A 12,978-nucleotide genomic window follows, 5' to 3' on the forward strand; every position below is an offset into this window, starting at 1 on the left:
ACAAGGATGCCTACTATTAAGCAAATGCCTGATGCACTGGCGAACAAAATTGCCGCTGGTGAGGTCGTTGAGCGTCCGTCTTCAGTTGTAAAAGAATTAGTAGAAAACAGTATAGATGCAGGAAGCACTTGGGTGAAAGTCGAGTTAGAGGAAGCAGGGCTTTCTCGTATCAAAATTATGGATAATGGGAAAGGCATGAGTGAGGATGATTGTGAACGTGCTTTTCTTCGCCATGCCACGAGTAAGATTTCTCATGAAGATGATCTATTCCGTGTTCGTTCCCTGGGCTTCCGTGGTGAAGCATTAGCAAGTATCGCTGCAGTGAGTCGGTTAACACTAAAAACTTCACAAGGAGATAAAGCTGGAACAAAGCTTTACCTTGAAGGTGGAAACGTGAAGGAAAAAGAAAAAAGTGATGCGCGACAGGGTAGCGAAATAACAGTAGAAGAGCTCTTCTTTAATACGCCAGCTCGTTTGAAGTATATGAAGACGATTCATACTGAACTAGGGCACATTACAGATGTTCTTAACCGTATGGCAATGTCTCACCCTGAGATCCGTTTTGAGTGTTGGCACAATGAGAAGCGTTTGTTCCAAACATCCGGTCGCGGGGACATTTTGCAGGTTATTGCTCAGATTTATGGGATGTCTACAGCTAAAAAAATGATGCCGATTCATCATGAAACGCTAGATTTTACGATTAAAGGGTATATTGCTAAGCCTGAAGTGACACGTGCTTCACGAAACTATATGTCTACGATCATAAATGGTCGTTACATTCGTAATCATGCTGTGAACAAAGCTGTTCTTCAAGGCTATCATACCTTGCTTCCGATTGGTCGGTACCCTTTGGTTGTTTTACAAATTGAGATGGATCCTATACTTGTCGATGTGAACGTTCATCCAGCTAAGCTTGAAGTTCGATTCAGTAAGGAAAATGAATTGTTTGAAGCTGTACGTGATGCTGTAACGAACGCATTTCGACAAGAGACCCTTATCCCTGAAGTGGAACAAAAACCAAAAAAAGCGAAAGAAAAAGATCATTCTGTCCAAGAGTCCTTTTCATTTCAATCAAATGGACCTAGTGCCCAAGCTGAAGCCACTAAAGAGAGAGAAGCGATTTCGCATCCGGTTGTCCGAGAAAAACAACCAGAACCAGACTGGATGAAGGAAGACATTTCACATGATCCACTAGAACAGGCTGTTCAAAGCCAAGAAGCTCATTTTAATGATGAAGAAACATCTAGTGAATCAAAAGAGGTTTCTCATGATCGTATTCCAGTCATGTATCCAATTGGTCAGCTTCATGGGACGTATATTTTGGCACAGAATGAAACAGGAATGTATATCATTGACCAGCACGCAGCTCAAGAGCGCATAAAATATGAGTTTTTCCGTGATAAACTAGCTGAACCTGAAAATGAAGTACAAGAGCTTCTTGTACCTTTAACGTTTGATTTTACGAAACAGGAAGCCATTCTTATTGAGGAACATAAGGACCAGCTTGAGCAAGTAGGGCTATTTTTTGAAACGTTTGGTGAACAAACGTACATTGTACGCTCTCATCCTCAATGGTTTCCAAAAGGGTTCGAGCAAGAAGTGATTGAAGAAATGGTAGAACAGCTTTTTGAAAATCAAAAGGTCGATATTTTGAAACTAAGAGAAGAAGCGGCAATCTTAATGTCCTGTAAACGTTCAATTAAAGCGAATCATTATTTGAATCATGAAGACATGAATCAGTTGCTCAAGGATTTAAGGCTTTCCACAGATCCTTTTACATGCCCTCACGGCAGACCCATCATCGTACACTTTTCGGAGTATGAATTGGAGAAAATGTTTAAGCGAGTTATGTAATAAAGGCAGCGTCAGTATGGCGCTGTCCTTTTTCTATATGCTTTTACACTTTTATTTCGATCCAAAACCCTATATAATAAGGATACATTTTTGAAGGAAGTCTAGATAAAGTGAGGAAAAGAGATGAAGCAAAACGTAGTGGCCATAGTCGGTCCCACAGCTGTTGGGAAGACGAAGCTAAGTGTTGAAGTGGCCAAGCGATTTAATGGTGAAATTATTAGTGGCGATTCGATGCAGATCTATAAAAGTATGGACATTGGAACCGCTAAAGTTACAGAGGAGGAAAAACAAGGTGTCCCTCATTATATGGTAGACATTAAGCAACCAGACGAAGGTTTTTCTGTAGCTGAGTTCCAAGAAAAAGTCCAAGGCTATATAGATGAAATCGCTGCAAAAGGAAAGCTTCCTATCATTGTAGGAGGTACAGGGTTATACATACAGTCCGTCCTTTATGATTTTCAGTTTTCTGATGAGGGATCAGATGAAAACTTCCGGCAATCATTAGAGGCGAAGATTGAAGAAGAGGGAATCCAACCTTACTATGAAAAGCTTCAATCCATAGATCCTGAACAAGCAGCAAAAGTTCATCCGAATAATGTGAGACGTGTGATTCGAGCTTTAGAGGTGTATGAAACAACTGGTATGACGATGACGGAGTATCAGGAGAAACAGAAACAAGAATCTCCTTATAACCCAATTCTTATTGGGCTCGAGATGGAGCGCGAGAAACTTTATGAGCGGATTAACAACCGTGTTGACAAGATGATGGATGAAGGGCTTTTAGAAGAAGTTAAAGCGTTATATCATCAGGGTTATGCTAATAGTCAAAGTATGCAGGCAATTGGTTACAAGGAGTTTATTCCGTATTTTGAAGGGGAACGCTCCTTGGAAGATGCTGTATTTTTGTTGAAGCGTAATTCTAGGCGTTATGCTAAAAGACAATATACATATTTTCGCAACAAATTGGACATTAATTGGTATGAGATTACCGTCGAATCAGCACGAGAAAAGTTTGAAGAAATTTTGAATGATTTAGCAGGAAAGCTTTGCTAAACATCGAAATATATAATCACAGACAGAAAAAGAGGAGGAAATTTTCATGGCTCAATCAGTGAATATCCAGGACAATTTTTTAAATCAATTACGTAAGGATCACGTTCAAGTAACGGTCTTCCTGCTTAACGGTTTCCAATTACGAGGAGTCGTTAAAGCTTTCGATAATTTTACCGTTCTTTTAGAAGCTGACGGTAAGCAACAACTGATTTATAAGCATGCAATCTCAACATTTGCTCCACAAAAAACGATTACATTAGATAAAGAGTAATAAGTGAAACAAGCGGGTGTCTCCAATAGGCGTCCGCTTTTCTTTTGGCAAAATCATTTAGTTCAACAAGCGGGAATAGGACACTTTCTTTGGGCATCTGTCACAAATCACACTAAAGATGCGTATAATGTGGGTGAATAAGGGGTGATTTTTGGTGGATACTCAAGTGACGTACAAACAAAATGGGCAAATCAACGTCATGTTCCAAGATCGAAACACTTCAATAGCGAAGCCGAAACCAACCGAGTCGACGTCATACTTAACAAACCCTTTTCAGAACATAGACAATCAATTTGAAGATTTTATAGGTTTGGATTCGTTAAAAGATACCATTAAAGAGATTTATGCGAGTATTTATGTGAATCAAAAGCGACAGGAAGCAGGTCTAAAACCATCTAAGCAAGTCCTTCATATGTTGTTTAAAGGAAATCCGGGAACAGGTAAAACAACTGTAGCCCGAAAGCTTTCTCAACTTTTTTATGATATGAATGTTCTATCAAAAGGACACTTTATTGAAGCGGAACGAGCTGATTTAGTAGGCGAATATATTGGTCATACTGCACAAAAAACGCGAGACCTCATCAAGAAAGCTATGGGGGGCGTACTGTTCATTGATGAAGCCTATTCATTAGCGCGTGGTGGGGAGAAAGACTTTGGGAAAGAAGCGATCGATACACTTGTAAAGCATATGGAAGATTATCACAACGACTTTATCCTTATCCTTGCTGGGTATCCTGCAGAAATGGATAAATTCTTGCGGCTGAATCCAGGTCTACATTCTCGCTTTCCAATCATGATGGATTTTAAAGATTACTCGATTGATGAATTAATGACAATCGCAACTCAAATGGCATCTGAAAGGGAATATGAGCTTTCAAAAGAAGCTCAATGGAAGTTGAAGAATCATCTAATGAGGAAAAAACAAGAGCGTCATCAGAGTTTTTCAAATGGACGCTACATCCGGAACATAATTGAACAATCAATACGAAAGCAAGCTATTCGTGTCATGAAACAAAATCGATTCAGCCATTCCGAATTAATTTTATTGACCAGTCGAGATATTACATTTGATACCTAGCTTAGAGCGGCTTCCACCAAAGGGAGTCGCTTTCGTATGTGGTGAATTCGCATTTACGCAACACATTTGGTATGATTGTAGCACTAATGGAAAGATGAGGGATCCTTATGGAACAACGAGAACGTGTATTATTAGCTGCATGTCGATTGCCGTTTCAAGATGACGAACGTTTTCAATCCTCATTGGAAGAATTGCGTTCATTAACCGAAACGGCTCATGGAGAAGTGGATAAAATTATTATTCAAAATCGAAATAAAGTCCATCAAGCATTATATTTAGGACAAGGAAAGCTTGAGGAAATTAAAACATACATAGAGGAACGAGACATTGATCTGGTCATCATTAATGATGAATTATCACCTAGCCAAACAAAAAATATTAGTGATTTTCTCGATATCGCAGTCATCGATCGTACTCAGCTGATTCTTGATATTTTTGCAAGAAGAGCGAATACAAAAGAGGGTAAACTGCAAGTCGAACTAGCTCAATTACAGTATCTACTTCCTAGACTATATGGACAAGGTAAAAACCTATCTCGCTTAGGCGGTGGAATAGGTACAAGAGGGCCAGGTGAGACGAAGCTTGAGACCGATCGCCGTCATATTCAGCGTCGTATTGATGATATTCGTAAACAAATCCAACAGGTTGCGACTCAACGTGAGCAATATCGAAAGCGTCGAAAAGAGAATAAAGCGTACCAAATTGCTATTGTAGGTTATACAAACGCGGGGAAGTCAACGCTTTTCAATCGGATAACAAACAGCCAATCATTTGAAGAAAATCAATTGTTTGCTACACTTGATCCTTTGACTAGACAGATTCAATTGCCGAGCGGATTTCAGGCTCTAATATCTGATACCGTTGGGTTTATTCAAGATCTTCCAACAACGTTGATTGCAGCATTCCGATCAACCTTAGAGGAAGTGAAGGAAGCGGATCTGGTGTTGCATATGGTTGACGCATCTCATCCAGATCATGTTCATCATGAAGAAACGGTGCACAAGCTCTTAAAAGAACTTGAAGCGGACCACATTCCGATGCTCAACGTGTATAACAAAAAAGATTTACTGAATGAGGACTTTATGCCGGTTAGTTTACCAGCTTTAACAATCAGTGCGAATGATCCAATTGATATTAAACGGTTGTTTGATAAGATTGAAGAAGTGCTTATGAAAGAATGGGAGCCATATCAGACATATGTGCATGCCTCAAAAGGTGATATGCTTCATCGTTTATCAAAACATTCCATCATGACAGATCGAGATTTCTTGGAAGAAGATGAGGTTTATTTTGTAAAAGGGTGGATCGATCCAGATCATCCGTTATATCATCAATTACGTAAAGAATAGAAGAAGGGGAAACACCGAGAATGAACAAGGATATCGAAGTATTAGCAAGAGAGACAGAAAAAGATATAAAAGAAATCCATGGAAACATCCATGAACTTGTGGAACACAATCAAGAGCGTGTTCTAAAAGCTTTTCAAAATCACCAGGTAAGTGATGCTCATTTCAACCCAACAACAGGCTATGGTTATGATGACATGGGGCGAGATAAACTTGAAGAAGTTTATGCAGATGTCTTTAAAGGTGAGGATGCATTAGTTCGACCACATATCGTTTCAGGTACGCATGCGATTACGATTGCTTTATTTGCAACACTACGTCCTTATGATGAACTTTTATATATTACTGGACGTCCTTATGACACGCTTGAAGAGATCGTAGGTGTCCGTGGGGAAAACAATGGATCATTAAAGGATTTTTTAATTGATTACAATCACATAGATTTAACTGAAGATGGTGCGATTGATTTTGATAGAGTTAGTGCTTCCATGACTTCTAAAACAAAAGTGATTGGAATTCAACGCTCAAAAGGATACGCAGATCGCCCGTCATTCAGTATCTCTGAAATTGAGGAAATGATTCGATTTGTAAAAGAGATTAACCCAAATGTGGTTGTTTTCGTTGATAATTGTTATGGAGAATTTGCTGAAGATCGAGAACCGATAGAAGTTGGAGCTGATCTTATTGCGGGATCTTTGATTAAAAATCCTGGTGGTGGACTTGCCAGAACAGGTGGTTATATTGCAGGACGAAAAGATTTGGTCGAGCAATGTGGTAACCGTCTGACGGCTCCAGGACTCGGCAAAGAAACAGGAGCGAGTGTCAGCAGTCTTCAAGATATGTATCAAGGATTATTTTTAGCTCCTCATGTTGTTGGTGAAGCCATGAAAGGCGCAGTTTTCACATCACGTTTGTTAGAAAAGTTAGGCTTTAATACGAGTCCTAGATATGATGTTATGCGAACTGACCTTATTCAATCTGTAACGTTTGACACATCCCAACAAATGGTTGCGTTTTGTCAGCAAATACAAAAATCATCCCCAATTAACTCACATGTAACACCACACCCTAGTTATATGCCTGGATATGAACATGATGTGATCATGGCAGCAGGGACATTTGTACAGGGAGCAAGTCTTGAGTTAACAGCTGATGGGCCAATTAGACCACCTTACACAGCGTTTGTACAAGGTGGATTAACATATGCTCATGTGAAAATTGCCATCAAATCAGCAGTAAAAAATCTCTTAAAAGAAGTTTAAAAGATTATAAGTAAGGGTAACAGCTTAAAAGGTGAACGCTCGTGTGGGCGTTCACCTTTTTGTGTAAGAAATCCTCACACACGTTGACACTTTTACATACGTTCGCATATACTTAGTATAGATAAACGTCACGTGAGGAGGGCAGTAAACTATGAATGATGAATACAGAAGATCTATGCCTTTGTTCCCAATAAGCATCGTCATATCACTGACTGATTTATCAGCTCGACAGATTCGATATTACGAACAACATGAATTGGTTAAACCAGCTCGTACCGATGGGAATCGTCGATTGTTTTCATTTAATGATGTCGATCGATTATTAGAAATAAAATCCCTTATTGAAAAAGGAATCAACTTGGCAGGGATTAAACAAGTATTAAGTATGCAAGACGAAGAAGATACCCAAGAACACAGTAAAGAAGAAATTCAAGAAGCCCAAAAAGATTTATCTGAAAAGGAATTACGAAAAATGCTTAAAAATGAACTGTTCCAAGGAAATCGAATGGGTAAATCATCGTTGCGTCAGGGAGAATTATCTCGATTCTTCCATTAAATAAAAAGAAAATTTTTAGGAGGAACCTACGATTATGAGTGCGAACAATTTGACTAGAAAAGAGATTTGGAAAAAGATTGAGGAAGAAAACGTAAAATTCATCCGACTACAATTCACAGACCTCTTAGGAACGATCAAAAATGTAGAGATTCCAGTAAGTCAATTGGATAAAGCCTTAGACAATGAAATGATGTTTGATGGATCTTCCATCGAAGGATTTGTGCGTATTGAAGAATCAGATATGTTACTACATCCAGATATCGATACATTTGTTGTATTCCCTTGGACTTCTGAAAAAGGGAAAGTGGCACGATTCATCTGTGACATCTGCAATCCAGATGGTACACCATTTGAGGGCTGCCCGCGTTATAACTTAAAACGTAACCTTAAGAAGATGGAGGAGCTAGGATTTTCAGCATTTAATCTAGGTACTGAGCCAGAATTCTTCCTATTTAAGTTAGATGAAAAAGGCGAACCAACGATGGAATTGAACGATAAAGGTGGTTATTTTGACCTTGCACCAACTGACTTAGGTGAAAACTGCCGTCGCGACATCGTTTTAGAATTAGAAGAAATGGGCTTTGAAATTGAAGCATCTCACCACGAAGTGGCTCCAGGCCAGCACGAAATAGACTTTAAATATGCAGATGCAGTAAAACATGCTGACGATATTCAAACCTTCAAACTTGTTGTTAAAACAATCGCCCGTAAACACGGCTTGCACGCTACCTTCATGCCAAAACCACTATTTGGTGTAAACGGATCAGGAATGCACTGTAACATGTCCTTATTCAAAGGCAAAGAAAATTCGTTCTACGATAAGAAAGGCGAACAGGAACTCAGTAAAACAGCATATCAGTTTATCGCTGGTGTAGTGAAGCACGCAACGAACTTCACAGCTGTTACGAACCCGACGGTAAACTCTTATAAGCGTCTTGTTCCAGGTTACGAAGCTCCTTGTTACGTAGCATGGTCGGGACAAAACCGTAGCCCATTAATACGTATTCCAGCTTCTCGAGGCTTGAGCACTCGTATTGAAGTACGTTCCGTAGACCCAGCAGCGAACCCATACTTAGCCATGACTGTTCTATTAGCAGCAGGTCTTGATGGAATCGAAAATAACTTAGAAGCTCCAACTCCAGTAGACCGTAATATCTATGTGATGGATAAAGAGGAACGTGAAAAACACGGTGTACAGGATCTACCGGCAACGTTATCTGATGCATTAGAGCTATTGAAGAAAGATGAAATAATGGTGAATGCATTAGGCGAACACCTTTTCGAACACTTTATTGAAGCAAAAGAAATTGAATGGGATATGTTCCGTACTCAAGTTCATCCTTGGGAGCGAGAGCAGTATCTATCAACCTATTAAACCCAATAATAAACCCTCGATGCGTAAAGTATCGGGGGTTTATTATTGGGGGGTTAAAGTACCCATTTGATTATGCCACCTATCAGTAAGGTGACACTTGCAAGTAATAATGTGATTTTTGTAGTTCTATTCCCTTTGTGAAAGATCCTCATCCACATACATCTCACCTCACACTTATGAAACTTTATATTTTAAATACGTACTTACATCAAGAAAGACTTATTTTATCATATTGATTTTTTAAAGGAAGGAAATGTATTTGCTGTAGAGAAAATATATGCTTAAAGGAGGAATTTAAATGCCAAATTACAGTACCAAAGTGAAAAGGTTTTTAAAAAACATCAAAATTGAAGATAGTCATATACATTATGATTTAGCTGATCATAATACAGCAAATTTCATGAATCTTTTGGGATGGATTTTAATCGGAGCTGGTGTATTATTTTCAATCCCATTCTCCGTTTTAGTAGTTAGCACTGAGGGTTTTGGGTCCGTATTTATAACTTTTATCATCTGTCTTATAGGAAGCGTTGCAAGTGGCTCATTATTTGTAGGTATTGGCGAGATCATTTCTCAACTTCAGATTAAAAATGAATTATCCGAATTACATTTAACTTATATGAGGCGATTAGATAAGCAAATCCATAGAGAGAAAGGTCGACCAGGTTTTTCACCGTATGAATAATGATATTTCGCTCTCCTTTCAAGAGGCTTTTTCATTAGAATGAGTAGTCACCATACAAGATGGGTAGATAGAATGGAAGAGGCTCTTATTTTCATGCATAGTAGAAAACATCAGAGGAGGAAAAGAATGAAGCTGCTCTTGTTTATGCTATCTAGCATAGGACTGTTGCTTTTAGTCCTAACAGGTTGTGCATCTTCAGAGAAAAATATATCAGAGCAAAAAGAAGATAAACAACTAGAAAAGGATCAAACAAGTGAACATGAAAAAACGAACGAAGAACATTCAAATCATGAATCGAACTCATCTGTAAAAAAACAAACATCTAAAAAGAAAGATCCTAGTCAAAAGATCGTAGACAATATGAATATAGACGAAAAAATTGCCCAAATGATGTTCATAGGGGTCAAGGGAACGTCTTTAAAAAAACAGGAAGCTGAGCTCATTCGAACAGAACGAGTTGGGGGAGTTATTCTTTTAGGTGGAAATATTCAAAATACCAAGCAATTACTTCATTTCATAAAAAGTATAAAAGAAGCTAATCAAGATAGTCATACTCCTTTGATGCTCGGAGTGGATGAAGAAGGTGGAAGAGTTAGTCGCATTCCTGATGCTATAGCTAATTTTCCTTCTAATCAATATATAGGTAAATATGCAAATGCTTCATTATCCCATCGTATTGGTGAACTTTTAGCTCAAAAGGTTCAAGCATTTGGGTTTAATGTTGATTTTGCCCCTGTACTAGATATTCATAATAATCCTCAAAATAGAGTCATAGGCGATCGCTCTTTCGGATCAACATCAGAAAGAGTTTCAGAATTAGGGATAGCAACTATGAAAGGAATACAATCCGAAGGTGTTATTCCTGTTGTGAAACACTTCCCTGGTCATGGAAATACGACAAAAGATTCTCATATAAGTTTACCCAAAGTAGATAAATCCATCGTAGAGATCAAACAAGAAGAGCTTATTCCATTTAAAAAGGCAATTGATCAAGGTGCTGATATGGTTATGGTGGCTCATATTCTTTATTCAGCAATTGACCAAAAGTATCCAGCTACATTATCAAAAAGAATCATTTCAGATGTATTGCGTAATGACATGGGTTTTGAGGGTGTTGTTATAACAGATGACATGTCCATGGGGGCCATCACACAAAATTATGGGATGGAAGAAGCGGCCGTTTTATCGATCAGAGCTGGAACGGATATGTTTATGTTGACAAGCTCAGGTAACGGAAATTATGACCGTGTTAAGAAAGCACTAAAACAAGCCGTAAAACAAGGAACTATCTCTGAAGAAAGCATAGATAAAAGTGTGAAAAGAATATTGAAATTAAAGAAAAAATACAAATTATCTCATGACCCCCCTCAAGAGGTTGATGTTTCATCTCTAAATCAAAAAATAAGAAAAGTTATAGATCAAATAAAATAGGTGCTAGTAAAAGAAACAGCTATCTATCCACTGTAAGGATAGATAGCTGTTTTTACGTCTTTAATGAATATGTCGATACAATCCTACTACTTTACCTAAAACACTAACATTTTGAACTAGAATCGGATCCATTGTCGCATTCTCAGGTTGCAAACGAATATGCGTGGATTCTTTAAAGAAACGTTTAACTGTAGCCTCTTCATCTTCTGTCATTGCTACTACAATATCTCCATTTTGAGCAGTTGGTTGTTTTCGAACAATGACCATATCCCCGTCTAGGATACCTGCTTCAATCATACTTTCGCCTTGTACAACAAGCACAAAGGTCTCATTGTCTGGTGTAGCAAGTGTGTCTGGTAGAGGAACATATTCTTCAATGTTTTCAATTGCTGTGATTGGAACACCAGCAGTTACTTTACCGATTACTGGCGCATATGATGCTTCACCTTTAGGGATCGTAACAGCATCGTTATCCTCTAATTCTAGTACTTCAATAGCTCTTGGTTTAGTTGGGTCTCTACGGATATAACCTTTTTTCTCTAGTCGAGCTAGATGTCCATGGACCGTTGAGCTTGATGCAAGCCCTACTGCCTCTCCAATATCTCTTACGGAAGGTGGATAACCTTTCTCTAATACACGACCTTTGATGAAGTCTAAAATCGCTTCCTGCCTTTTTGATAGTTTTGTCATATTGTTTACACCTCGTACATATCCTTTTATTACCGTCATTATATCATGGCTGGTAACAAGATACAAACATTCGTTCGCAAAAATCCTTGACAAGAACGAATGTTCGTATATAATAAGACTTAGAAACCGAACGAAAGTTCTTATATTTTCTGGAGGCGATAACGATGTTTCAAAAACTTTTTAACCTATCAAAATTAGACGTAGCCTATTTTCTTATCTTTACTGGTAGTCTAGTATTCATGTATTTTGCTATGGTAACGAGTGGATAATACTTTACGTCCTAAATCAAAATCTCATATGATAGAAAGAAAAAGGAGCAACTATGAAAGCCATCATCTATTGTCGTGTCAGCACAGAAAAAGAACAGCAAGAAACTTCCTTAAAACGTCAACGAATTGAATTAGAGGACTTGGCGCTTCAAAATGAGACAGAAATTGTCCATGTTATACAAGAACAAGCGAGTGGATATGACGTGGATCGTGAAGGCATCTTCGAGATGTTTGATTATTTTTCAAGCGGAGAAGCCGATACATTGTTTATTCAGGATGAAACAAGACTAGGGCGGGGGAATACGAAGATTGCCCTATTTCATCAATTAAATAAATTACAGATACCTGTGTATTCCATTTCCCATCAAGGGCAACTTCAATTATCTGAATCTGACTCAATGGTGCTTCAGATTGTGGGGATTGTTGAAGAATACCAGCGCAAAATACATAACTTAAAAATCAAGCGTGGTATGAAACGTGCCATTGACAGTGGGTTCAATCCTGGAGAAAATTTAAGCAATCAACACTTATCTCCTGGTCGTGAACGAATTGAATTTCCGATAGAAGAAGTTGTACGTTTGAGACGCAATAATCTTACATTTGATGAGATTGCAGCTACTTTAAGAGGGATGGGATTCAACGTTTCTCGAGCGACGGTTCACAGACGGTACAAAGAGTACACTTCACTTGAAAAAGACCAATAAAAACGTTAATATATATAAAAGACAAGTCCCTAATAGGTGCTTGTCTTTTTCAATTTTTAGTTAGCTTACAAGTAAAGGAGAATCTTGTATGATTTCACAAGACAAGCTTAATCGTATAAATGAATTAGCGAATAAATCCAAACAAGAAGGATTAACCTTAACTGAACAAAAAGAACAAAAAAAGCTTCGAACAGAATATCTTAAAAACGTACGTCAGTCCTTTAAGAACCAGCTTAAATCCACGAAAATTGTGGACCCTGAAGGCAATGACGTTACACCAGAGAAGCTCAAGCAGGAAAAAGAACGAAATAGCAAGCATTAAAGAAGAGCACACGTATATGAGCGTGTGCTTTTTTCTTGAATATTTATCCCCTTAGTACGAGTCCCTTCTTCAACTAAAGCCC

The 12,978-nt window shown here is 38.3% G+C and carries 13 protein-coding genes; 12 read left to right on the forward strand and 1 reads right to left on the reverse strand.

Translation table 11 applies throughout. The features are described 5' to 3' along the window. The first annotated feature begins 6 nt into the window (after window positions 1–6). The 10 genes from mutL (at window position 7) to nagZ (ending at window position 10,911) form a co-directional block, all read left to right on the forward strand. A complete protein-coding gene (gene mutL, locus GS400_RS09630) occupies window positions 7–1,854 on the forward strand; it encodes a DNA mismatch repair endonuclease MutL (RefSeq protein ID WP_160101227.1) in 1,848 nt (615 codons plus the stop codon). 123 nt (window positions 1,855–1,977) lie between these two features. Then, window positions 1,978–2,907, forward strand: coding sequence for a tRNA (adenosine(37)-N6)-dimethylallyltransferase MiaA (gene miaA / locus GS400_RS09635; protein ID WP_160101229.1), 930 nt, complete (start codon window positions 1,978–1,980; stop codon window positions 2,905–2,907). A gap of 46 nt (window positions 2,908–2,953) precedes the next feature. Then, on the forward strand, window positions 2,954–3,178 hold the full coding sequence (hfq, locus tag GS400_RS09640; RefSeq protein WP_027447910.1) for an RNA chaperone Hfq: 225 nt from the start codon (window positions 2,954–2,956) through the stop codon (window positions 3,176–3,178). A 154-nt stretch (window positions 3,179–3,332) separates the two neighbouring features. Further along, on the forward strand, window positions 3,333–4,256 hold the full coding sequence (gene spoVK, locus GS400_RS09645) for a stage V sporulation protein K (protein WP_370519784.1): 924 nt from the start codon (window positions 3,333–3,335) through the stop codon (window positions 4,254–4,256). A gap of 107 nt (window positions 4,257–4,363) precedes the next feature. Next, the gene (hflX, locus tag GS400_RS09650; RefSeq protein ID WP_160101231.1) at window positions 4,364–5,605 is read left to right on the forward strand and encodes a GTPase HflX; all 1,242 of its coding nucleotides are present in this window, start codon (window positions 4,364–4,366) and stop codon (window positions 5,603–5,605) included. A 20-nt stretch (window positions 5,606–5,625) separates the two neighbouring features. Next, window positions 5,626–6,864, forward strand: a complete 1,239-nt coding sequence (locus GS400_RS09655) for a methionine gamma-lyase family protein (RefSeq protein WP_160101233.1) — start codon at window positions 5,626–5,628, stop codon at window positions 6,862–6,864. Window positions 6,865–7,015: 151 nt separating this feature from the next. Then, window positions 7,016–7,420: a MerR family transcriptional regulator gene (locus GS400_RS09660; protein ID WP_160101235.1), complete on the forward strand. Its 405-nt coding sequence runs from the start codon at window positions 7,016–7,018 to the stop codon at window positions 7,418–7,420. Between the two features lie 34 nt (window positions 7,421–7,454). Continuing rightward, on the forward strand, window positions 7,455–8,795 hold the full coding sequence (glnA, locus tag GS400_RS09665; RefSeq protein ID WP_160101237.1) for a type I glutamate--ammonia ligase: 1,341 nt from the start codon (window positions 7,455–7,457) through the stop codon (window positions 8,793–8,795). A gap of 298 nt (window positions 8,796–9,093) precedes the next feature. Next, the gene (locus GS400_RS09670; RefSeq protein WP_160101239.1) at window positions 9,094–9,480 is read left to right on the forward strand and encodes a hypothetical protein; all 387 of its coding nucleotides are present in this window, start codon (window positions 9,094–9,096) and stop codon (window positions 9,478–9,480) included. A gap of 126 nt (window positions 9,481–9,606) precedes the next feature. After that, window positions 9,607–10,911 (forward strand): beta-N-acetylhexosaminidase, encoded by a 1,305-nt coding sequence (nagZ, locus tag GS400_RS09675; protein ID WP_160101241.1) that lies wholly within the window; start codon window positions 9,607–9,609, stop codon window positions 10,909–10,911. A 60-nt stretch (window positions 10,912–10,971) separates the two neighbouring features. On the opposite strand, the gene lexA is transcribed toward nagZ, so the two are convergent. Further along, complete coding sequence (gene lexA, locus GS400_RS09680; protein WP_160101243.1) at window positions 10,972–11,601, reverse strand: transcriptional repressor LexA; 630 nt, start codon at window positions 11,599–11,601, stop codon at window positions 10,972–10,974. Window positions 11,602–11,923: 322 nt separating this feature from the next. Here lexA and GS400_RS09685 point away from each other — a divergent pair, with 322 nt between their 5' ends. Both GS400_RS09685 and GS400_RS09690 read left to right on the forward strand, forming a co-directional pair. After that, window positions 11,924–12,574, forward strand: coding sequence for a YneB family resolvase-like protein (locus tag GS400_RS09685; protein ID WP_160101245.1), 651 nt, complete (start codon window positions 11,924–11,926; stop codon window positions 12,572–12,574). Between the two features lie 88 nt (window positions 12,575–12,662). Beyond that, window positions 12,663–12,896: a DUF896 domain-containing protein gene (locus GS400_RS09690; RefSeq protein WP_160101247.1), complete on the forward strand. Its 234-nt coding sequence runs from the start codon at window positions 12,663–12,665 to the stop codon at window positions 12,894–12,896. Window positions 12,897–12,978 lie beyond the last annotated feature (82 nt).

Origin of the sequence: Pontibacillus sp. HMF3514, assembly GCF_009858175.1 — a bacterium.
In the GTDB taxonomy this organism is placed as follows: Bacteria; Bacillota; Bacilli; order Bacillales; family BH030062; genus Pontibacillus.